Source organism: Peribacillus sp. NPDC097197 (assembly GCF_050278025.1).
Classification (GTDB): Bacteria; Bacillota; Bacilli; order Bacillales; family DSM-1321; genus Peribacillus.
On record NZ_JBNNST010000015.1, the window covers coordinates 12148 to 36121 of the forward strand.

General features: G+C 37.2%; 20 protein-coding genes. 15 read left to right on the top strand and 5 right to left on the bottom strand.

What is annotated here, in order from left to right; all coding sequences use genetic code 11:
- Positions 1-29 precede the first annotated feature (29 nt).
- Positions 30-767 (bottom strand): SDR family NAD(P)-dependent oxidoreductase, encoded by a 738-nt coding sequence (locus ACQKL6_RS16950; protein WP_402872331.1) that lies wholly within the window; start codon positions 765-767, stop codon positions 30-32.
- Between the two features lie 142 nt (positions 768-909).
- Here ACQKL6_RS16950 and ACQKL6_RS16955 point away from each other — a divergent pair, with 142 nt between their 5' ends.
- Positions 910-1794, top strand: a complete 885-nt coding sequence (locus tag ACQKL6_RS16955; protein ID WP_402956479.1) for a LysR family transcriptional regulator — start codon at positions 910-912, stop codon at positions 1792-1794.
- 271 nt (positions 1795-2065) lie between these two features.
- Here the strand turns inward: ACQKL6_RS16955 and ACQKL6_RS16960 are convergent, their stop codons facing one another.
- Complete coding sequence (locus ACQKL6_RS16960; protein WP_402872337.1) at positions 2066-2962, bottom strand: LysR family transcriptional regulator; 897 nt, start codon at positions 2960-2962, stop codon at positions 2066-2068.
- 379 nt (positions 2963-3341) lie between these two features.
- Here ACQKL6_RS16960 and ACQKL6_RS16965 point away from each other — a divergent pair, with 379 nt between their 5' ends.
- The 11 genes from ACQKL6_RS16965 to ACQKL6_RS17015 all read left to right on the top strand — a co-directional run bounded on the left by ACQKL6_RS16965 (position 3342) and on the right by ACQKL6_RS17015 (position 15536).
- On the top strand, positions 3342-4112 hold the full coding sequence (locus ACQKL6_RS16965) for a cupin domain-containing protein (protein ID WP_427651546.1): 771 nt from the start codon (positions 3342-3344) through the stop codon (positions 4110-4112).
- 48 nt (positions 4113-4160) lie between these two features.
- Positions 4161-5117, top strand: coding sequence for a hydroxymethylglutaryl-CoA lyase (locus ACQKL6_RS16970; RefSeq protein ID WP_402872343.1), 957 nt, complete (start codon positions 4161-4163; stop codon positions 5115-5117).
- Between the two features lie 93 nt (positions 5118-5210).
- Entirely contained in the window at positions 5211-6854 is a 1644-nt protein-coding gene (locus tag ACQKL6_RS16975) for an acyl-CoA carboxylase subunit beta (RefSeq protein WP_427651547.1), read from the top strand.
- A 40-nt stretch (positions 6855-6894) separates the two neighbouring features.
- Positions 6895-8640 carry a class I adenylate-forming enzyme family protein gene (locus tag ACQKL6_RS16980; protein WP_427651549.1) on the top strand — a complete coding sequence of 582 codons (1746 nt, stop codon included), beginning with the start codon at positions 6895-6897 and terminating at the stop codon, positions 8638-8640.
- Complete coding sequence (locus ACQKL6_RS16985; protein WP_402872350.1) at positions 8641-8850, top strand: acetyl-CoA carboxylase biotin carboxyl carrier protein subunit; 210 nt, start codon at positions 8641-8643, stop codon at positions 8848-8850.
- A gap of 36 nt (positions 8851-8886) precedes the next feature.
- On the top strand, positions 8887-10230 hold the full coding sequence (locus tag ACQKL6_RS16990) for an acetyl-CoA carboxylase biotin carboxylase subunit (RefSeq protein WP_427651550.1): 1344 nt from the start codon (positions 8887-8889) through the stop codon (positions 10228-10230).
- Positions 10231-10313: 83 nt separating this feature from the next.
- The gene (locus ACQKL6_RS16995; RefSeq protein ID WP_427651551.1) at positions 10314-11105 is read left to right on the top strand and encodes an enoyl-CoA hydratase/isomerase family protein; all 792 of its coding nucleotides are present in this window, start codon (positions 10314-10316) and stop codon (positions 11103-11105) included.
- A gap of 16 nt (positions 11106-11121) precedes the next feature.
- Positions 11122-12309 (top strand): acyl-CoA dehydrogenase family protein, encoded by a 1188-nt coding sequence (locus tag ACQKL6_RS17000; protein WP_427651552.1) that lies wholly within the window; start codon positions 11122-11124, stop codon positions 12307-12309.
- Positions 12310-12409: 100 nt separating this feature from the next.
- Positions 12410-13147, top strand: coding sequence for an SDR family NAD(P)-dependent oxidoreductase (locus ACQKL6_RS17005; RefSeq protein WP_427651553.1), 738 nt, complete (start codon positions 12410-12412; stop codon positions 13145-13147).
- Positions 13148-13250: 103 nt separating this feature from the next.
- Positions 13251-14531: an MFS transporter gene (locus tag ACQKL6_RS17010; RefSeq protein ID WP_402872362.1), complete on the top strand. Its 1281-nt coding sequence runs from the start codon at positions 13251-13253 to the stop codon at positions 14529-14531.
- Between the two features lie 69 nt (positions 14532-14600).
- Positions 14601-15536 carry a fumarylacetoacetate hydrolase family protein gene (locus ACQKL6_RS17015; protein ID WP_402872365.1) on the top strand — a complete coding sequence of 312 codons (936 nt, stop codon included), beginning with the start codon at positions 14601-14603 and terminating at the stop codon, positions 15534-15536.
- Positions 15537-15877: 341 nt separating this feature from the next.
- Here ACQKL6_RS17015 and ACQKL6_RS17020 read toward each other — a convergent pair whose 3' ends face one another.
- The 3 genes from ACQKL6_RS17020 to ACQKL6_RS17030 form a co-directional block, all read right to left on the bottom strand.
- Entirely contained in the window at positions 15878-16840 is a 963-nt protein-coding gene (locus tag ACQKL6_RS17020; RefSeq protein ID WP_427651554.1) for a fumarylacetoacetate hydrolase family protein, read from the bottom strand.
- A gap of 297 nt (positions 16841-17137) precedes the next feature.
- Positions 17138-18355, bottom strand: coding sequence for an MFS transporter (locus ACQKL6_RS17025; protein ID WP_427651555.1), 1218 nt, complete (start codon positions 18353-18355; stop codon positions 17138-17140).
- Between the two features lie 285 nt (positions 18356-18640).
- Positions 18641-20467 (bottom strand): helix-turn-helix domain-containing protein, encoded by a 1827-nt coding sequence (locus tag ACQKL6_RS17030; protein ID WP_427651556.1) that lies wholly within the window; start codon positions 20465-20467, stop codon positions 18641-18643.
- Between the two features lie 371 nt (positions 20468-20838).
- Here ACQKL6_RS17030 and ACQKL6_RS17035 point away from each other — a divergent pair, with 371 nt between their 5' ends.
- The 3 genes from ACQKL6_RS17035 (at position 20839) to ACQKL6_RS17045 (ending at position 23949) form a co-directional block, all read left to right on the top strand.
- Positions 20839-22038, top strand: coding sequence for an acyl-CoA dehydrogenase family protein (locus ACQKL6_RS17035; RefSeq protein WP_402989772.1), 1200 nt, complete (start codon positions 20839-20841; stop codon positions 22036-22038).
- Between the two features lie 88 nt (positions 22039-22126).
- Positions 22127-23077: a VOC family protein gene (locus ACQKL6_RS17040; RefSeq protein ID WP_427651557.1), complete on the top strand. Its 951-nt coding sequence runs from the start codon at positions 22127-22129 to the stop codon at positions 23075-23077.
- A 20-nt stretch (positions 23078-23097) separates the two neighbouring features.
- The gene (locus ACQKL6_RS17045) at positions 23098-23949 is read left to right on the top strand and encodes an alpha/beta fold hydrolase (RefSeq protein WP_402873160.1); all 852 of its coding nucleotides are present in this window, start codon (positions 23098-23100) and stop codon (positions 23947-23949) included.
- Positions 23950-23974: the final 25 nt, after the last annotated feature.

A 23974-nucleotide genomic window follows, 5' to 3' on the forward strand; every position in this document is an offset into this window, starting at 1 on the left:
ATAAATTAAGCAGTTAAAAATTTGTATATTTATTGAATGGTAAATCCGCCATCGATTGGTACAGCGGCACCACTTATGAATTTCGCTTCATCTGATGCTAAAAATACAGCTAAATCAGCTACTTCTTCTACTTGGCCAAATGTACGAGTCGGTACTAAATCCTTAGGAATTCCAGCTAAAACATCCTTAACTAAAGGTGTTTCGATGGTTCCTGGGCAAATAGCGTTAATTTTAATACCATGGCGTGCATATTCAGAAGATAAATGCTTGGTATACCCAATTACTCCATGCTTAGTAGCGGTATAAGCAGCTCCACCTTTACCTGCAACCAAACCAGCAACAGAAGCAATATTTACGATGGAACCAGTACCACGCTCAATCATGCTAGGTAAAACAGCATTCGAGAATTCGAATACACTTGTTAAGTTAATATTTAAGAAGAAGTTCCATTGATCTAATGTCGTATCTAATGATTTAGCATATTTATCAAATACACCTGCATTATTTACTAAGACATCAACTGGACCGAAAGTGTCTTCTGTTACTTTGACACAATTTTGGATATCCTCGGTTTTCATAACGTTCACAGATACAGCGATAGCTTCTCCGCCAAACGCTTTAATTTCTTCAGCAACAGCTTTTGCCCCTTCTAAATTCAAGTCAGCTACAACTACTTTTGCGCCTTCTTTTGCAAAACGGATAGCTTCTCCTTGCCCCATACCGGATGCTGCTCCTGTAATGATCGCTACTTTGTCTTTTAATCTCATATTGAAAACCCCCATATATTTTTTGTTCACAATTTATTCATATATCAGTGACAATTACATTTTAAACGTATTTTGATATAATGAAAAATACCAATTAACTATTTACTTATAACTTCAGGTTATTAAGGGTAGGAGGAAAATTATGGACCTAGTAAAGTTACGATATTTTTATACAACCGCACAATTAGAAAACGTGTCACTTGCAGCTAAAGAACTATCGATTTCGCAACCAGCGTTAAGTAAGGCGATCACTAATCTTGAAGCAGAGTTAGGGATGGATTTGTTTTTCCGTAGTGGCAAGCGCATTTCATTAAATGAAAATGGAAGGTTTTTATTCAAACGTGCGGAGCGCGTTTTCTCTGAGGTACATCATTTAGAGCGTGGATTAGAGGAAAGACGAGGCGAGGGAAGTGGGAACTTGTCGATTGTGACGACATTACCATATACTTTCACGAATATCTTAGATCAGTTTTTCAATAATTATTCCAATGTTAAATATCAACAAGTACCGTTATCAAAAGAAAATTTACAACAATTCACGGAAAATGGAAAATATGATGTATGTATTACCACTGAGCAAATCGAACATCCAAATGTAGAATGGGTCCCATTATTTGAAGAGGAAATTTTTCTAACTGTACCAAAATCATATAAAGAGAAGAAAGAAGGAACAATTAATTTGTTGGAATTTGACGAACTACCTTTTATCGGTTTAACCAATAAGTACACCTTTCGTCAATTTACCGACAGATTTTGTAAATCAATAGGATATACACCGACTTATCAAGTTGAAGTGGAAGAAGCAACAACCATTTTACAGCTTGTGAAAAATGGACATGGTGCAGCCTTTACACCTGAAACAGCTGTTAATTTATATGAAAGTAAACTTAAGCACTTAAAAATTGAAAATAAGAAGTTTACCCGTACCATCGGCTTATTAAAGCATCGATATTTATATCCTACAAAAATTTCAGAGGCTTTCATTGCCCACTGTCATCGCTATTTTCAAGAATATAAAAAAGATTAAATGAGATTAGTTTTAAATGGGGAATTATTCGTAATGAAGATTCGGCGAGATAGGGATTTAGATGGAATATCAATATATATTGAAGTGGTGAAGTATATATACACTTTTAGTAAAAGGGCTTAATAAGTTATAAACTAATATTTTTTTGTTAATGGTCATTCTTTAATAGCAGAGTGAAAAGAGAAGACAGGTACATCATCCTTCCTTTTCACTACAATGAAGATTAAAAGAAAAAGTTACGTACATTTCATTAATTAGGTAAATGGAATTTCTACAAATAATATGAGTTAACAATATTTTTGAAAAAGGTCATTGTAAATTCACGAAACTCGATAGCCGCTTGTGATAAGTAATGATTCTTATTCCAAGCCATACCTATTGTTCTTTTACAATCAGGATTGGTAATTTTTATTCGATGAGTATTTGGAGCTGAATCCCTAAGTATAGAAAGACTCGGAATAAAAGCAATCCCGTTACCTAATTCAACTAATTTTTGTACAGCCCAGGATTCTTCTAATTCAACAGTTGTATTAGGGGTGAAACCAGCCTCCTTGCAAAATTGGTCGGTAATATCTCTAAAGCCATATCCCTGCTGTAGTCCAATGAATTTTTCCTCTGCAACTTCCTCAAGGTCAATCGATTTCCGGTTGGCCAATCGATGGTTTAAAGGAACAGATAAGAATATTTCTTCATCAATTAACGGGATCCATTCAATATTAGAACTGTCAATCCGACTAGTAGAAATACAGATGTCTAATTCAGCTTTTTCTAGTTTGGACTGCATTTCTGACGATGAAGCTTGATTATGATTTATTTTAACATTGGGATGCTTGTTTAAAAATTCACTTAAAAACATAGGCGTTATATGAGGAAGAGTCATAGCTAATTTAATTTTCCCATTTTCCAGGCTACTCATGTCATTAATTTGACTTATCCCTTCATTTACTTCAAGAAACATACCATTCACTCGTTCTAGGAAGACTTTTCCGAAGTCGTTAAGATGTATACTCTTTCCTTTTCTGTAAAACAAAGATACGCCTAGTTCTGCTTCAAGACGAGCAATTGTCTTACTTAACGCAGGTTGAGAGATATTAAGATTAGCAGCTGCTTTTGTCATATGTTGATATTTAGCAGCTATTTGAAAATATCTTAACTGTAATAATTCCATTGTTAAACTCCTTTTCTCTTATAACCTTAGTGTTTTAAATATATAACATAAATTATACATTATTGGTTAATTATTTAAAATGATTCTTTGATAAGACTTCATCCATGTTCTGTTAGCCTTCAATAATCCGGGGTACTAGCGACAGTCTATAGCTGTAACGTATATCCATTTGTATTGTTCATTAGATATTTAGAACATCCAAGGGTATAAATGAATTGTTTGTTAGGAATAGTTTGTGCACTGAATAAAAACGAAAAGAATATATACAAGATGTGGATAGAAGAAATTAGATTAATATTTTTAGAAAATTCACAAAATATTTGTATTTATAACAAAAAATGCTATAATTGGGATTGTAAATAACAAGGAGGTTATAAGAGTGATTGTAAATACTCGAATTGAGGTAGCAAAAAAGGATAACTTGACGCGAAAAGAAACAGAAAATTCGAATATATCTTGGAATACTGGGGTTGATGGAGAAAAAATCTGGATGGGGCGTGTCGTGGCTGATCCTAGTGCTGAATCTGGTGCACAGCATCATAAACAATCTGAGACTGTACACTATGTGTTCCAAGGGAAGGCTACTGTTCATTATGGCAAGGAATTTGAAAAATCTGTGATTCTTAACGAGGGGGACTTTATTTACATTCCACCATATCAACCATATATTTTTCAAAATTCAAGTATTAACCAAACACTTGACTTTATCACTGCTATGGTGCCATCTCACCAGATAGTGCATATGGAAAGAAGTGAGAAAGTTGATATTCCTGAAGGTTTGGATAAAGAGGAGGTTTTGGTGGTAAGAGCATCAGATTTAGATGATTCGACTAATCAAACTCAAAACATGCCAAGAAGAACCGGGGTTCAATCGCCGAATCTTTGGATTGGACGCGTAACGGGTGCACCTGCAAAGGATTCAGGGGCTCATCACCACGGTATAGCTGAAACAGCTGGGTTCATTATTAGTGGTACAACACGTCTCTTATATGGTGAAGGTTATGAAGACTTTGAAGAATTAAGTTCTGGAGACTTTCTTCGTGTACCTCCGTTTTTGCCGCACATTGAACGTAATGTAAGCGATACCAATACTATCGAATTTGTAACAGCTCGTAATCCAAAAAATATTGTTACCAATCTAGAGGATTAATGGTGGATTTTATTATTGGAATGACAATATTACATCGGAGGGGTAAGAATGGCATTTCCTAAAAAAGTAATGATACGCGAAGTAGGACCTCGGGAAGGAATGCAAGTTGAAAAAACACCAGTAGCAACTGAGGATAAGATTCGGCTGGTTGATATGCTCTCTGAGTGTCACTTTCCTGTGATTGAAGTCACTTCATTTGTGAGTCCGAAGTGGGTTCCTGAAATGGCAGACGCTGAATTGATCGCATCGGGCTTTAAAAGGCATCCAGGTACAGAGTACCAGTGTGTATACCTGAACTCAAAGGGTATTGAGAGAGCTCAGGCTACAGGGAAATTTGACTTGGAAGGCGTCATTAGTGTAATTGCGAGTGAGACATTTTCCAGAAAGAACACAAATCGATCAATCGAAGAGACCTTTGTTGAAATGGACAATCGGATTTCCACCTTACGCGAGTTTAATATTCCAGTAAGCACAATCGCTGTCATGACTGCCTTTGGTTGTAACTATGAGGGAGATGTAGACTCGCAACATGTACTTGATTTGATTACGCGAACCATAGAAAAGGCAAACGCTCAGGGGATTAACCCTGATCGCATCCTTCTGGGTGATACAGTGGGATGGGCAAATCCCGTTTCTACCGAGTATCTTGTGGGTCAGGTCCAAGATAGATGGCCACAAAAAGACATCATTCTACATCTACATGATACACGGGGGATGGGATTGACGAACGCATATGTGGCGTTAAAGATGGGTGTCAGAAACTTTGATGCTTCAGTAGGAGGATTGGGAGGATGCCCATTTGGTGGGTTTAGTGGAGCAGCAGGTAACATCGCTACCGAGGATTTAGTTCACATGTGTCATGAACTAGGTATTGAAACTGGGGTCGATTTGGAGAAACTTTTGGAAGTGACGCGTGAGGCAGAGCGGATTTTAGGTCGCCAACTTCCTAGTAAAGTAGCTCAAGGAGGAAGTTTAGCTGCCTACCGTCAGCCTTCTCATAGTTAACTTTTAAGTCAGTAATAAATAGTAAAGATATCATCACCTGGTTTCGGCAACTTTATACGATTTTGCAAGAACACATTGTAACCGCTTACTAAAATGATTTATTCAATCAACAATTCATTTTGTAAGCACCAAGTCTATTGGCAGTTCAACTATTTTATTAAAAAAGTGACAAAAAGGAGTAATCATAATATGGGTAAAATAGATAGTTTAGTATATGAAAAATTAGAAAATATAAAAACATCAGCCAATCGTCCCTACTATAGCAAGTTAAAAGAGCAGGGAAAGATGTTTGTCCGTGATAGAATCCGATACTTAGTCGATGAGGACAGTATCGACATTGAAAATGGAATATTTGCACGTGATAATGATGAACAGTTTTTACCTGGAGATGCAGTAGTTACACTTGTTGCTAAAATAAATGGTCGGTCCGTTGCCATTATCGCTAATGATTTAACGGTAAAGGCTGGTACATGGGGAGTTAAGACAATTGAAAAAATCATGCGCATGCAGGAATTAGCGGAAAAGAGAAAAATCCCTTTAATCTACATGATAGATTCAGCTGGTGCTAGATTGAATGAACAATTTGATACATTTATAGATCGCCGACATGCCGGTAAAATCTTTTATAATACGGCAAGAATATCAGGTGTAGTTCCACAAGTTGCGCTTGTATTTGGTTCTTCGCCTGCAGGTAGTGCCTATCTTCCTGCTTTATGTGACTTTGTTGTCATGGTGGATAAAAACGCAAGCGTTTATCTAGGTTCTCCACGGATGGCGGAAATGGCCACCGGAGAAAAAGTGACAATGGAGGAAATGGGCGGAGCCCGAATGCATAACCAGATAAGCGGATTGGGGGATATGCTTGTTGACAATGAGCAGGATGCCTTAGATGCGGCAAGTAATTATTTAAATTTCATGCCTCAAAATTGGACGGAGAAAGTTCCTCTAAAGGAATCCGTTGAGCCGGTTCCGGGAAAAGAGATTGAAGAACTTGTACCAGCAAATCAACGTATTCCAATGGATATGTATGCGGTAATTGAACGAATCGTAGATGCTGACTCCTTCTTTGAGTTTAAAAAACTTTTTGCGAAAGAGTTGATTACCGGATTTTGTAGGATAGGGGGAAGGGCGGTCGGAATTGTAGCCAATCAGTCCAAAGTAAAAGGCGGGGTCATTTTCCCTGAATCAGCAGAAAAAGCTGCTCACTTTGTGTCCTTATGTGACGCTTATAATATTCCCTTACTATTTTTGGTCGATTTACCTGGATTCATGGTTGGCAGTAAAGTGGAGAAACAAGCAATCATTCGCAGAGGTGCAAGAATGTTATCGACGGTTGCGAATGCGACTGTGCCTCGGATATCGGTAATTATTAGAAAGGCATATGGTGCTGGGTATGTAGTAATGTCGGGTGCGTCGATGCAACCTGATGCGTGTATAGCACTTCCGCAAGCGCAACCTGCGGTAATGGGGCCAGAGGCAGCTGTTAATGCCATGTACTTTAATAAAATTCAATCAATTGAAGATCCTGAAGAGCGTCAAAGATTCATAATAGAGCAACGGGAGAAATATAACAACGATATCAATGTATGGAGTCCAGCCTCCGAGTTATTTATTGACGATGTAGTACCAGGTGATCGATTGAGGAATGATCTAATACAGCGCTTTGAACTTTATTCTGAGAATAGAGATACCTTAGAGGGAATCGCTGAAAGGAAAACAGTCGTGAGAAGAGGCTAGGAAAAGTATTAAACAAGATCAAAGGAGGTTTAGATGAAAATTGATATCCCTTGAAGATAGAAGACAAGAATTTGAGGAAAAAAGTAAAAAATGGGTTCCAGAACCTATACATGACTTCTTTTTTCGAATGGCTGAGAAGTATAAAGATAACGAATTTATAATTAGTCAGCAAAAAACATGGACATATTCGAATGTGAAAGATAGTAGCAAACAATTTGCATCTGGGCTAATTAACCTTGGATTAAAGCAACGTGAACATGTCGCTTTGATATTCCCAAACTATCCGGAATTTGTAATTTCAAAATTTGGAGTTTTGGCTGCCAATGGTGTTGCAGTTCCATTAAATTATCGTTTGAAAAATGAAGAACTTAAATATTTAATAAGCCAGTCGGATTCATCTTTTATTATAACTTTAGATGAGTGGAATGATGTAAACTTTGTTTCAATCCTAGAGGAATTATGTCCAGAAGTGTTTGAGGGGAAGAAATCAAGGACTTTTCCAAATCTGAGAAACATAATCGTTTTTTCACCTCGTGGAAAAAAGTATCCAGGAACTACGGATTTCTATGAATTACTATATTCGACAGAAGAAGATCAGGCAGAAAAGGTAGTTAGCAATCTACCGAAGGACACTATAAGTGTCATGACAGATATTTTATATACATCCGGAACGACATCCTTACCAAAAGGGTCACTTACTACACATGATATGATTTGGCGAAGTGCTTTTGGCAGTTGTATTAATAGAGGTTTTCAAGAAGGACGGAAGATTTTCGTGCCGATTCCTTTCTATCATTGCTTTGGTTATATTGAGGGTATTATTTCAGCAAGTATGGTAGGAGGAGCGGTGATTATCCAAGTCAATTTTGATGAAAATCAAGCCTTGGATTTAATGGAGGAATATAAAGCAGACGATATCATATGTGTACCAACGATTGGTTTGAAGTTGCTTGAAGCACAACGGAAAAAAGCACGCAACCTAACAAGCTTAGAAGCAATGTATTGTGCCGGTGCTGAGGTATCGCAAAAAATGTGGAAAGACTTAAAAACAGTGTTAGGCCTTGAAGAATTAATCACAGGCTATGGTATGACAGAGTGTGCGGCTGGAGTGTTACAGACTGATCCAAATGATGATCTTTCATACCTTCCTAAGTATGTTGGACGGACAATTCCTGGCGGTCATATCGGCCTTAGTAGCCTGGATGGGAATAATATTCAATTTAGGATTAGAGATATAAGTTCAAGTGAGTTTTTGCCTTACGAAAATGAGGGGGAATTGGTTTGTAAAGGCCCGCTGGTTACGGGAGGGTATTATAAAAATAGTAAGGAAACAGAAGATTCAATAGATAGTGATGGTTGGTTTAGTACAGGGGATTTAGCTGTAATGAATAAAGACGGGTATGTCTCTTTAACGGGACGGATTAAAGAAATCTATCGAATAGGCGCAGAAAATGTGGCACCTAAAGAGATAGAGGATGTACTTACGGGTCATATAAAGGTTAATCAAGCTTATGTTATTGGTGTGCCAGACCCAATAATGGGTGAAGTGGGGCAGGCCTGGATCGTGCCTGAGCCTGATGTTTCATTAAATGAAGAAGAAATTTTTGAATACGTTTTCAATCGCCTTGCTAGATTCAAGGTCCCGAAGTATATCAAAATTATTCGTCATGATGAACTCCCGTTGACATCCACTGGGAAGGTACAAAAGCTTAAGTTAAAAGAATGGTATAGTACTGAACAAGAAAAATCCGCTAGCAATTTAAAAAAATTAAATGAGGTGTTATAAATGGAAGTTTTGACAAATATGGCAGGAAACGTATGGAAAGTTGTTGTAGGGGTTGGAGATAAGGTCAGCGAGGGTCAAGAGGTTGTTATTTTAGAATCGATGAAAATGGAAATCCCCATTACAGTTGAAAGCGCTGGAGTGGTTGAAGAAATTGTTATCAATGAGGGTGACTTCGTCAATGATGGAGATCTCATTATTAAATTAAAATAATTGTATATACACAAATTCAATAAAGAAGGTGAAAATTTGTTCAAGAAAATCTTAATAGCTAACCGTGGTGAAATATCCGCCCGTATTATAAGAACCTGTAAATCCATGGGAATAGCAACTGTAGCCATTTACTCAGAAGCTGACGCAGAATCCCTACATGTCAAACTAGCTGATGAGAGCTATTTGGTAGGTGGGTCACGTGTTAATGAAAGCTACCTAAATGTTAATAAAATAATTGAAGTAGCGAAAGAGGCACAGGTTGAAGCGATTCATCCGGGATATGGTTTGCTATCAGAAAATTCAAACTTTTCTAAAGTGTGTCAGGAAAATGGGATTGTTTTTATCGGTCCCTCTCCAGAAGTGATTTCAAAAATGGGAAGTAAAATAGAAGCAAGAAAATCAATGGAAGCGGCAGGAGTGCCGATTGTTCCTGGTAATAGCACACCGTTATTGGATTTAGAAGAGGCAGCGACCACAGCCAATCAAATTGGTTACCCATTGATGCTTAAAGCTTCTGCCGGGGGCGGTGGAATTGGAATGCAAGTAATCCATAATGAGGAAGAGCTACGGAAGGCATTCAGTGGGAATAAAAAAAGAGCAACGGATTTCTTTGGCGACGGTGCTATGTTTCTTGAGAAACTGGTGAAAAATCCTCGGCATATTGAAATTCAAATTCTGGCTGATAATGAAGGGAATACCATTTTTCTCGGAGAAAGAGAATGTTCAATTCAAAGACGTCATCAAAAAGTAGTAGAGGAGGCACCCTCCACATTTATTGATGATTCAACCAGAAAAAGAATGGGTGAAACAGCTGTTAAAGCAGCCAAATCCATTGGTTATAGTAATGCCGGAACTGTTGAATTCATAATGAATGAAGAAAAAGACTATTATTTTTTGGAAATGAATACTAGATTACAAGTTGAACATCCCATTACTGAAGAAATTACTGGCCTTGATTTAGTAGAGCAACAAATCAAAATTGCATATGGAGAATCACTTGCTTTCAGTCAAGCGGACATTCAGTTAAGCGGTCATGCCATTGAAGTGAGAATTTATGCTGAGGATCCTAAAACGTCCTTCCCATCTCCAGGAAAAATCACTGAATTTATTATCCCAAACGGCGAAAATATTCGTCATGAATTATCAGTAGAAAAAGGGGCTATGGTCACACCATTTTATGATCCGATGATTGCAAAATTAATCGTTACAGGAAAAGATAGGGCAGAAGCGGTTGTGGCTTTAGTTAATGCGTTAGATGACTATAAAGTAGAAGGGATTAAAACGAATATTCCTCTGCTGCAAAAGATTATAACTCATCCTGAATTTAAATTGGGAAATACAACAACAAATTTCATTGAGAGAAATTTAACTCATAAATAGAAGAAATAACATGTTTCTTGGGAATAGGAGATGTTTCCAAGAATACCAATCTACTCAAATTGGGTTAATGGAGGTATGGTTTTATGGCTGGAAATGACAACATCATTTTGAAAATTTCTAACGGAGTCGCTACTGTAATATTGAATCGACCCCAGGTACATAATGCGCTTTCCGGGGAAATGATGCTGGAATTCGTAAACGTTTGTGAGGAGCTATCAAATGATCCCCAAATAAGAGTGGTAGTTTTAACAGGGGCAGGTGAAAAGTCTTTTTGTTCCGGTGCAGATCTTGGAGGTATGGATAATAATAGTAAAGATAGCGTCATTGAATTTAAGCAGCATGTTACTAAATATAGGGATTGTTTACTTGCCCTACGGAATTTGAAAAAACCTGTAATTGCTGCCGTCAATGGATACGCGTTGGCTGGAGGACTGGGATTGGCCGTTTCATGTGATCTTGCTTATGCTAAGGAATCTGCTCAATTTGGAGTACCAGAAATAAACGTAGGTTTATGGGGAATGATGATCAGTGCTCCTTTGGTGCAAAACATCGGTTACAAAAATACTTTAGAACTGATGTATACCGGAGAACGTATAAAGCCAGAAAAGGCAAAGGAAATTGGACTAATTAATGATATATTTTCCGAGGAAGAATTTGAAGAAAAAGTATACGGCATGGCAGAAAAATTGGCAACTAAAAATCCAATAGCTCTAAGTAATGGAAGAGAATCAATGTATATGATTCAAGATATGAATTATGAAAACTCATTGACATATTTGCGGGATCAAGTTGTCTTATTAAGCAGAACGGAAGATTATCAGGAAGGAATGTCGGCATTTAAAGAAAAAAGAGATCCTGTTTGGACGGGGCGTTGATACAAAGCCTCTCCTAGTGAAAAAAGAAGCCGTAAAAAATTTGGATCAAGGGGTGTTGAGGAAAATGACAAATTTAGTAATGGAAAAGCATAGTGATTTGAGAAAAACAGTGCGACGTTTTGTACAAAATGAGATTGTTCCTTATGTAGAAGAATGGGAAGAAAGTGGATTTCCAGATGAGATTTTTAAGAAAATGGGGGAAATGGGCTTGTTCGGTGTTTGTTACCCTGAGGAATATGGTGGTAGCAATATGGATTATTTTGCTGCTATGGCTGTAACAGAAGAAATAGTTGCTTCTGGTTCAGGGGGGCTTGGTATGGCTTTTAATGTACAATCCCTTATGGCAACAAATCCAATCTTAAAATATGGAACTGATTATCATTTGGAAAACTATTTAATCCCGGCCATTAAAGGAGAAAAAATTGCTGGGTTGGGCATAACGGAGCCATCGGCTGGATCTGATGTAGCTGGACTAAAAACCATAGCCAATAAGGTTGATGGTGGCTGGCTTATCAATGGTTCAAAGGTATTTATTACGAATGGACAACGGGCAGATTTCTTAATCCTTATAGCAAAAACTGACCCTGATGCTGGTATGAATGGGTTTAGTATTTTCTTGGTTGATAGTGATCTTGACGGGTATACAGTTGGTCAAAAGTTAAAGAAAGTGGGGATGCGTGCCTCAGATACAACTGAAATCTTCTTTGAAAACGTCTTTGTTTCGGATAACGCTTTGCTTGGGTTCGAAGGGAATGGTTTTAAACAACTAATGTGGCAACTAGACGGGGAAAGATTGATTCAGGCAACTGCTTGTGTAGCTGGTGCTCAACGTTGTTTGGATTTGGCAACTCAATATGTACAAGAGCGTGAACAGTTTGGTAAGCCTATATCAAAGAAACAGGTTATACGTCATTATTTAGCAGATATGCAAACCGAAGTGGGGGCAGCGCGTGCTCTTCTTTACCAAACAGCAGCTTCCTATGATAAAGGGATAGTATTACCTAAAGAAATATCCATGACCAAACTGTTTGCATCCCAAGTTTATTTTCGTACGGCTGATCAAGCACTGCAGATTCATGGTGGTTATGGATACATGGATGAATATCCGATTTCTCGGGAATGGCGTGATTCACGACTCATGAGAATAGGTGGAGGTACAGATGAAATTCAAAAAGAGATTATAGCCAAGCATATGAACCTGTAAATAAAGGCTTCTGAGAAATAAGAGAATTTAATATTGTTGCTATACCTTCGTCAAGTACTAATAAATAATTCAAGTACTTCTAAATCTGGAGGATTCCATTATGAGATTAAAAGACAAAGTAGCGATCATTACAGGAGCAGCATCCGGTATGGGGCAAGGAGAAGCTATCCGTTTTGCAAAAGAAGGCGCAAAAGTAGTTGTAGCTGACTTGAATTTAGAAGGGGCAAAAGCTGTTGCTGAAGAAATTAAAGCGTTTGGCGGAGAAGCTATCGCTGTATCTGTGAACGTTATGAAAACCGAGGATATCCAAAATTGTGTCAAAGTAACAGAAGACACTTTCGGTCCAGTTGATGTCTTAGTAAATAATGCAGGTGTATTTGATAAATATGCTAAATCATTAGATACGACATTAGATCAATGGAACCTCTTCTTAAATATTAACTTAACAAGTGTATTCGAATTCTCGAATGCTGTTTTACCTAGCATGATTGAGCGTGGTACTGGTTCCATCGTAAATATTGCTTCTGTTGCAGGTTTAGTTGCAGGTAAAGGAGGAGCAGCTTATACCGCTACTAAACATGGAGTAATTGGATATACCAAGCATCTATCTTCTGTATATGCACGGTATGGCATTAAAATTAATGCCATTTGCCCAGGGACAATCGAAACACCTTTGGTTAAAGATATATTAACTGGAATTCCCAAGGATTTAGTACCAACCCGTACATTCGGACAAGTGGAACAAGTGGCTGATTTAGCCGTATTTTTAGCATCGGATGAAGCGAAATTCATGAGTGGTGCCGCTGTACCAATTGATGGCGGGTTCACCATTCAATAATTAAAGCAGGATACATGCAAAAAACAATGGAAAGGTATCGAGTCCGCTTACCATCTACTGATTACCCGCTAAATAAAGATTTATAGAAGGAGTTGGGATTATAGTGTCCAAAAAAGGTGAGAAATTTCACTATGCATGGTGGATAGCAGTTGCCTGCTGTGCTATTTATGCAGGCAGCGTCGGAATTATTGTTAGTTGTGCTGGATTGTTTTATAAATCTGTGAGTACTGAATTGGGCGTTGGTACAGCTGATATTGTTTTTTATACAACACTTATGTATTTAGTGATAACCATCACTCTTCCTTTTGCAGGAAAAATTTTTTCCAAGTTTGATATACGCCTGATATTATCAGTAGCTGCACTAACGGATGCCCTTGCATTTGGGTTAATGGGGACCTTTACATCTGTTTACCAATTTTACGTTTCTGGTGTATTTCTTGGTATAAGCAACTCCTTCCTAATTTATGCGGCAGTACCATTGATTATTAACAACTGGTTTAAAGTCAAAATGGGAACTGTTCTTGGGCTTTCCATGACATTTATGGGTATAGGAGGAGCTATCTTTGCTCCTATTGCCGGGTATCTAATTGAAACAATTGGATGGAGAAGCTCATATATGGTACTTGGGTTGCTAGTTGCTGTCATCACCCTTCCTTTTACGATTTTTATAATCCGAAAAAATCCAAAAGAAAAGAATATGACTGCATATGGATCGGAACTTAATGAAGTTACACCCAACAAAAAGGTTGTTGAAGAGATAGGAATTCCATTCAATCAGGCAATTAAATCAGTTTCCTTTTACGGTCTATTTATTTTTACAGGTCTATTAGGTCTAGTGGTAACCGTAAGTTTTCATATTCCTAATCACCTCATGTCCGAAGGATTATCCACTACATTAGCTGCAACGGTCGTTACGTTTGTCATGATTGGACAAACATCCGGAAAGTTCCTATTAGGATGGTTAAAAGATAAATCAGGTATAAAGATTACGAATTTCGTTGGAATCGGTTCTGGTATGACAGGAATCATGCTTATTTTATTTAGTGGGAGTTTAGGTGGTATTTCTCTATATATTGGAGGACTTACTTTTGGTATTGGTTATTCCACTAGTACCCTTTTACCGCCATTCATGATCAAATCCGTTTTTGGAGACAGAGATTATGCTTTTATCTATTCCATTATCATGGCAGCCTCTACATTAGCCATTGCTGTTGGAACAACAATTTTTGGATTTGTGTATGATATAACTGGTTCCTATTATGCTGTGTTCCTTGGTGTATTAGCTATCCAGGCTATCGCTATTCTTTTAGGTGTTATGATGTTAAGAAGAAAAGCTAGGGTTGTCAATACAAACATCGCTTTAGCCGCTAATGAAAATTTATGAGTGTGTTTAAATGATGGGTCATATGAACCTATAACACTATAAAGGATTGATAAAATAAAGGAGAATATTATGAAATTAGTTACTTATACAGTAAATGGTTATACTAGAATTGGAGCAATGGTAGAAGGTAATCAAGTTGTCGATTTAAATTACGCGTATCAGGCTCTTTTGCAAAGTGAAGGAAAGTACCGCTATAAAGAAATCGCAGAAGCATTTATTCCACCCAAAATGGAACCATTTTTACAAGGCGGAATGGAAAGTATTGAAATGGCAAAGGTAGCCTTGAAATATGCAATTGAAAAGCCATCCGCTTTCAATCGGAAAATGGTGTATACCCGAGATAAAGTGAAAATAGAAGCACCTTTGTCTAAACCGGGTAAAATAATGTGTGTTGGCCATAATTATCGAGAACATATCGAGGAAATGGGACGTGAACTTCCTTCACACCCAGTGGTATTTGCTAAATTTTCCAATACAATCATAGGGCCAGAAGAAGCTATACCGCATTATTCTTTTTCAGAACAATTAGACTATGAAGCCGAATTGGCGTTCGTTATAGGGAAAGAGGCAAAGAATGTACCTGAAGAAGATGCTCTTAATTATGTGGCTGGTTATATGATTGCAAATGATATTACCTATAGAGATATCCAGAAAAGGACATTGCAATGGTTACAGGGAAAGTCTGTTGATGGCACTGCGCCAATGGGACCATGGTTGGTAACACCGGATGAATTAAAGGATCCATCGAGTCTTGGCATTTCACTTTCAGTAAATGGAGAAGAACGTCAACGATCAAACACCAAAAATCTTGTTTTCACAATACCAAAATTAGTGGCCTTCTTATCTGGATTAATGACTTTGGAACCTGGGGATATTGTGCTAACAGGTACTCCGGGTGGGGTTGGAGTTTCTAGAGAACCTCAAGTGTTCCTAAAAGAAGGGGATGTAGTAAAAATACAAATTGATGGGATTGGAATTTTGGAAAATAGGGTTTCCTCACAATAGATAGATTAAAAGTATAAAAAAATCATGTCCCACTGAGTTAGATTATTTTCTAACACGGTGGGACAACTAATTTATTTAAAGGCAACTAATTGAAAAGGGAGTTATTTTAGTTCCGTGAATATAAAGTAATTTGCTCTTATAACGCTTTATTAAGATGGTTGAAAATTAAGTTTTTAAGTGGTAACTTATTTGATCTATCCATTGTCCATTTTTCAACTGATAGCAAACTGTCGTTACCTTTATCCTAGCCAACAATCTTCATGGTAGGAATAGGTTGGCAGGTAAATTCACACATGGAAATATTAATCTAGCCAGAAAACTTGAATCGTAGAATCAGCCCTTTATTTTACAGGTATGGCATGTGAAATTTTATTTTCTTGCATGCCTAAGTCAATGACATTGTCTGTGCTTTTGATGGAAAGACGTAAAACATCGCCATCTTGCAAGAATCCATTGTCTTTTTGCGTATCGATAAAATAAGAGATTTTCTCTTCATGAGGAATTGTATTATCAGAAATATATTGGATGATATCAGCATTTAGACGTAAGCATACGCCACCGGGCGTTCCTGTAAGCACGAGGTCTCCTGTTTTCAAATTGAAGATTTCGGACATTTCACTTAATGTTTCAGTTGGTTTGAAAAGTAATTGATCCGTTATTACATGTTGGCGGGTTTCCCCGTTTACTTCTAAGTGAAGAACAAGTTGATCTAGGTATTGAATCTCATCTTCTTCTAATAAATAAATGTACGGCCCTACTGGACAAAAACCTCGATAGCTTTTTCCTTTGAACCATTGTTGTTCTACAATTTGCACGTCTCGTGCAGAAATATCATTAGCGATAACAAGGCCAGCAATGTAGTCTTTCAGATTATCCCCTGTAATCGTGGTTTGTTCTGTGATGTCTTTATTCATGATCAGACCAAGCTCAATCTCATAGTCCAATAATTTCACATGTGCAGGACAGAGTATATCAGCCGTTGCGGATGTTAATGTGCTAGACGCTTTTGTGAACAATAAATTGTACGGAGGCTTTTGTTTTGTAAAACCTGCTTCTTCGCGGTGTACGCTGTAGTTGGTTCCTTGACAAAAGATATTAGCATCTTCAGTGACTGGTGAAAGTAAAGTGATATCTTCATTAGTAACGATTTTTCCATTTGTTTTTGCATGTTGAATGGCTTCATACCCGTTAGTTAATAATTTGTTTAATGATTCGGCCTCATGTTCAATGATTCGAATCGCTTCTTCTAAAACACCCCAATGTACTTGAGATTCATATTTAAAACGTAATAATTTAATGCCCATATTAATATCCTCCTTAAAGTTATTACACTTATTGTAATGGTTAAGCTTTACATGGGACTAGAATAAGATTTATTGAAATCTAGAGTGAAATTAAATTTAAAAATGAAATTTGGTCTTGACATGTTTTTCAAATACAAAGTAATATTTAACATTCACGGAAAAATCAGCTCAATCAGGTCTTCATATTTAGAGGCTTCTGTATACCAATAATTGATCAAGTATTGTCAGTGTGAAAATTTGATAAATAAATCTGCAAGAAATAACCCGGTAAATTATTAACCTACTGAATTATTTTTATTAGATGACGTCTGTTGAATTAGAAGGCTCGTATTCTGTTTGGACGGATCCTTTTTTAGAGAGTGATGTTATCACCAACCAAATAATGGCTAGTGCCAATAAACCGATGGCAGCAAGAAATAGTGTAAAACGACCACCTACTTGTCCAAATGAATGTAAAGTTAGTTGATACATGAAAGGGCTAATGATAGCGCCAAGTCCTTGTGCGGCAGCTGCAAATCCAACGAAAGATATGCCCTTGGCTATATTTGAAAGATCCGAAATACGTGATAATACACCAGGAATCACGATTCCTAAGCCCATCCCCCCAACTAAACTGGCCATGAATATGAATGTTAAGTCTTTAGCATAGAAACACCACAGGATTCCAGCTGCAGTCAATATAATGCCGAAAGGAATATTGAAGTTTGGCCAAAGTTGGCGAAGTCGTCCGAAGAAGAAGCCAACTAATAATGTACCTAGAGTGAATAATGAAATAGCTAGGCCCGCTTCTGTTGCGCTACCTAGTTTTTCGGCTTGAATAATGATCGAAATGTTCGTCACATAGCCGAATACCAAGGCTGTATAAAAAACTTGTCCTAGTGTAAAGCCATAAACGGTTTTAGAAGCTGAAAATAGAATTTCTTTAAGAGAGGCATTCTCCACTTGTAGCCTGTTGGGCTCTGGTAAATATAAGAATGTAATCGCCAAAATCCAAATAGGAAAAAGATAGACTAAGAATCCGAATTGCCAGCTGTAGGCATCAGCAAGCATACCACCAGCCACTTGAAAGAATACTGCACCAATACAAGCAACAGTTGATGTGCCGAGACCAATTAAAGTATCTCTTTCACGACCATTAAAGAAGCTTGATATGATATCAATGGATAATGGTAGTGTAATGCCGACACCAAGACCCAATAAACCGCGGAATGCAATTATTATAAATAGATTATCTATGAAGAATGGCATAATTCCCCCAATAATGAACAGGAGGAGTCCGGTAAAAAGAAGGGTCCTTTTTGAAAACGCATTCGCTAATTTCCCATAGAACAAGGATGGGAAAATCTGAAAAAAACCAGGGATTGTAGCAATGAGCATCACGACGGAAGGGGGGAATTCAGGAAAGGCCACGATAAGATCGGCCATAATGGAACCTGCTACACCTGCGGCAACATCCTGGAATGCGATTAGAACGATTAAAAACTTTAAAAAAGTAACGTTTTTTGTCTTTGCCATAAATAAAGACCCCCAAATTTTTCATTCAATTTTAAATAAATGCCGTGCAATGGCTTAGATACTGAGTGTGACTCCCCTCTTAATAGTTACTCAAGATGATAGCATAGAATCTCACATACAATATCGATGGTTTTTAATCAAAAGTAGAGCCATTTTACGAAAAAATCACTTATTTATTCAGAATAATCAAAAAATATGAGAGCCTTTTTTATATAAAACTATAACTTTTAATGTCGGAAATAATTTGATTTGATGGTGAATTCAATAAAATATATTTGTTTTAGGTCAATCCATTTCAATTTTTCCTAAGATAATTAGGGATTTCAAAAGTAGCATAAGTTCAAATGAATGAGTAGAACTTCTTAAATCTTTATTGAGTATTTCTTCAATTTTTTGTATTCGATAGACCAGCCCACTCATTGATAAGTTTAAATCAAGCATGGTCTGTTGTAAGTTGCCGTTGTTGTTTAAAAATGCATAGAGCGTCTTTAAAAATTCATCCTTTTTATGTGTCTTTAATGCAAGAATGAGTGAGAGTTCTTTTTCCGCAAGTTGGATAATTGTATTCATATTGACGGGATTAATGATGGATCCCATAATACTCGTATTTTCATAGTAAATAAGGTTGGATTTCTTATCGATATTTAATGATGTCATTGCCTGTTGATTGGCTTCAGGTATATCTTCGATGGTATGAAGGGAACGACTTAAACCAACACGAAATTCATAACTTTTAAATGTTCGATGTAAATGTTTTAAAATATTTGTTAGAAGTTCATGTGTCTTTTCTTTCTTTGGAAACAAAAAAGTGATTTCTTGTTGAAACTCCGTAATGAAAATTTGAACTTGGTGCATTTCCAAATAGGTTGTAAAGGATTGAATAATTTTATTCATCAAGGTGGAATCCTTAATGATGATTCCTTTTTTTGTAATGCGTAAATTTCCAATATAGAAGTCTTCGTTTAAATCGATTTGCAACAAATAACTGCGAGATATCATGTTACTTTTCGATATATATTGCTTCTGTAATAGTTGCTCAAAAAAATAAGCCTTCATATTTTCTATAGCTTCTAAGCTTGATTTTTCATTTAAATAACATAAGGCTATCCCAGTAGCTGATCGTTGTAAAAAGTTCATTTCATCCTTTCGCGGTCCTTCTTCACATGAGTAAAGAAAAGAAATATAGCCAATGATTTGTTTTTGAACCGTTATTGGACTGATTAAGCGAATGTGTTCTGTGCAATCAATTTGAATTGAATGTAAAGGTTCAATGTGTTTCATTAAGATCTTCCCTGATTTAGTCTGCGGCATTTGATTAGCAAAATCAGTAGCTACAGCTTCTAATTCTGGTTCTGTCATTCCAATCGAATGCAGTGTATTAAAATTTAAATCCTGAATAATGACAGGAACATTTAAATTTTCATATATTGTTTCTAATATTTGTTCAATTGTCATTCCTTGAGAAATACCAATTGTTAAATCGTTATGGAAAGAGGAAACTTTTTCGGTTTGTTTTTTTTCGAGAAAAAGTTGTTCATAGGTTTGATTCAACACATCAATCATTGGTGCTTGATGTGTTTTTTGTAATTCTTCCTTCGTTTTTTCATCCCAATGTTCTATCATTCTCATTTCAAAAGCGCAGTCATCATCACCTTTAGCTCTACAAGTAATTTCAACAATATAAATTTCTCTCTTGGTTAAATAGGAAGTATAACCACTTGCATACCCTGCTAGGGTATGACAAATACATGAATCACTTTTGCCAAAATGATTCGTATGTTCATATATTTCATAAGAATTGATCCAGATTCCCTTTGCATACATATATTTAACCGTATCGTCAGGATTAAGTTCTAAAATTCTATCAGATATAACATCAGTAATCTGGCCAGAATTCAAATGATAACCAGAGGCACAATCTAATTTTTCACGTAAACTAAGTGGTCTCTGTTCGACTTCTTTTGCATGAACGACACCGATATTCCAGCCATAACGTCTTAAAAAGACTTTAGCATATTCCAAGCCGAGATATTCAATCAACTCTTTGCGTAGTAGACCAAATGTACCTGATGTTGAAAATAATTCTTTATCGACATATCCTGAATTCACCATCATAGAATCCTCCCCTTGAATTAACGGTTCCGTCACAAATTAAAGCGCTTACAGAAAACATTCTAGCAGAAATAAATGGAAAATGTAAACTTTATAGGAATTATAACCCATATGATTCGAGGTTGATATTTTTTGGTTTTTCAATTCTTTTAAAGGGGTTGATTACCTAGGTGAATTTATAAATGAAAATGGGGGAACGAGTCTTTTTTTTTGCGAAGAAAAGCAGCTTATAACCTGTTTTGAAAAAACGTTTTAAATAAAATTAAGCAGTTTTTATTAGAATTCATCATGAAAATTCAAGACATTTCACTAAAGTTTAATAGCTTGCAGTTTGATATATTAAATATTAATTAAGCAAAGGAGTTGGATATATGACAATCACCTTGAATGAAAAAGAATTAGAAACGATTCATAATGCTAAGCAAATAGCTAACGATATTCGCGATCGAGTAAAGGAAACTGAAACTCTCCGTCGCATTCCAAACTCTACAATCCAACAATTAAAAGATCATGGCATTTTCAAGATGCTGCGTCCAGCCAGGTATGGTGGGTTAGAAGTTAATATCCAAACTTATAGCCAAGTTATTTTAGAAATATCAAAAGCATGCGCTTCTACAGGTTGGGTTGCTTCTTTATGTGCGATTCGTGAAATGATGGTTGCTGAATCCTTCAGCGAAAAAACACATCTGGAAATTTTCAGTGGGGATCCGGATGACGTGTTGTTTGCAGGAGTGTATGAGCCCCGTTCATGTACTGTTAAGAAAGTTGAAGGCGGTTACATAGTGGAAGAAGGGCATTGGATGTTCTGTTCGGGCTCACTGCATGCTACTTGGGGTTACTTCGGCATGTATTTAAAAGATGATCTCGGAAATATTCAAGAGCAACTTTTGATGACATTGCCATTCGAAGAGTTAGAAGTGGAAGATGATTGGTTCACTCTTGGATTACGTGGTACGGGCAGTAACGCGGTTCACATGAAGAATGTATTCATACCGGAACATCGGTGTACGTCTTTTGTCAATGTATTGGATGGACATTTCCAATCGGAGCATCTGCGAGATAATCCACTATATAGTTCGGCATTATTCCCTTGTCTCATATTATCTTTAGCATTACCGGGATTAGGTGTGATGCAAGAAATGCTACGTTTGTTCCATCAAAGTTTACCTTATCGAACCGCGCAACATATGGGCGTCAAAATGATTAAGGATGCAGCAAGTACTCATAGCATCCTTGCCGAAGCAACATTAAAGGTAGAAACTGCCGAAATCTATTTAATGAATATAGCAAAGAGCATTGATGAATGGGCGAATAAGCTAACAATCATGCCAAAATCAGAACGTCTAAAGATACTTGCCGATATCGGTTATAGTAATCGTCTATTGAACGAAGCGATGCAAGAACTTTTATCCATCGGTGGATCAGGGTTTGTATATGATGGCAATCCGATGCAACGTTTAATTCGCGATTTCATTACTTTGCATTCACATCGTTCATTGTCGCCAGTAATCACTCTTGAGAATTTTGGTCGTCACTTATCAGGATTAGAACCAAATCAAGTCCGCTATTAAATTTATCTTTTGAAAAATAGAGGAGACGATATAGGGTAGTGAATGGTTTTCATTTTTCTAACATGAAAACCGTAAGGAGGGTTTAGGTGTGAAACCACAAATTGCAAAGTTAGGTTATGTAGCTTTAGAGTCTTCAGACATCGAAAAGTCGGTTACCTTTTTCCAAGATGTTATTGGACTAGAGTTAACAGAAAAAGTACAAGATACGTATTATTTTAGAGCTTGGGGAGATTTTGAACATCATACTCTATCTATTTCACCAGGTGAGATGGGAAAAGTGACATACATCGCCTTACGCACAAAAAGTTCAGAAGATTTGTACTTATTCAAAGAACAACTAGAAACAAAAGGTTATAGCATAGAGCATGTAGCAGCGGGAACGACACCAGGAATTGGAGAGGCCTTTCAATTTGTTGCCCCATCAGGTCACAGGCTAGAGCTATATTACGATGTTGAAAAAGGAGAAGTGGACGATCATCGGCGATCTGTCTTGAAAAATCAAACATATAAGTCTTGGGCAAAGGGAGCTTCTCCTCGTCGACTTGATCACGTGAATATCCATACATGTGCCTCAGGAAATAGCGCTTTCGATTTCTTTGTAGAAGAATTGGGCTTCCGTATCAATGAGTGCATTGAAACAGTAGAAGGTAAGCTGTTAGCTGGATGGATGAGCGTGACACCTCTAGTACATGACGTTGCACTTGTAGCACATGATTCATTGGAAACGAAAGCCCGCTTCCATCATATCTCTTATTGGTTAGATAGTTCAGGAGATTTGATGAGAGCGGCAGATATATTGAAAGAAAATGGACTTCAATTCATTGGTCCTGGAAAACACAGTGTTTCACAAGCTATTTATTTATATGTCATTGACCCTGGAAGTGGATGTCGGGTGGAGCTATTCACGGGAGGCTACCTGATCTTCGAACCAGACTGGGAAACGGTTGTTTGGCGACCTGAGGAAAGGGCATTTGGTAACACGTATTGGGGTGACAGTATTACGGGAAATGCACTTATAGTACCAACGATAGAAGCTTAAAGGAGGAATGAAGTGTGAAAATGACAAGGGAAGAGAAATTAATTACTTCGAAGCACATTAATACAGGGGAATATACGACTTGGATGAATGAAACGGGCAAAAAAAATGATGAAACGATCCTTTTTTTACACGGTTCTGGTCCAGGCGTAACATCCATTGCGAATTGGAGCTATGCTTTAGCCGATTGTGCCGATACATTCCACTGCTTGGCACCAGATTTATATGGGTTTGCCAAAAGCGACCATCCAGCAGAGCCATTGAAGAATCGTCAAGCTTGGATGGACTGCTGGATCGAACAAGTGATGGAAATTCTCGATTACTATGAATTAGAAAAAGTTCATCTAGTCGGGAATTCACTTGGTTGTTCTATTGCGCTAGAGCTATTGTTAGAATACCCTGAGCGATTTGACCGCATTGTTTTAATGGGACCCGGTGGTACACCTAATACCAAATTAAGCCTAGAATTAGCCCGTGCTAAGTCATTTTACGATAGCCCTTCCAAAAAAAGATTACAGCAAATCATGGGGTGGTTTGTATACGATAAAGAAAAGATGCAGCCAGTTATAGATGGCTTGACAGATGATCGGTTTGAAAATGCGATGCGTGAAGAGGTACGTCGTTCTAACAATTCCATTTTTTCAACGGCAGCTGTACCGATTCCTACAGTGGCGCTAGGTCGCATTAAAAATCCCATTCTTCTTGTTCATGGTAGAGATGACAAAGTGTGTTCGATTGAATCTAGCTATTATTTAATGGACTATCTTGATGATGCGCAATTACATGTTTTCAGTCAATGTGGACACTGGACGCAAATCGAAAAGAAAGAACAATTCAATCATCTTATACAAGAATTCTTTAATAGGCATTTATAACCTCTTATTAAAAGGCTTATAAAAT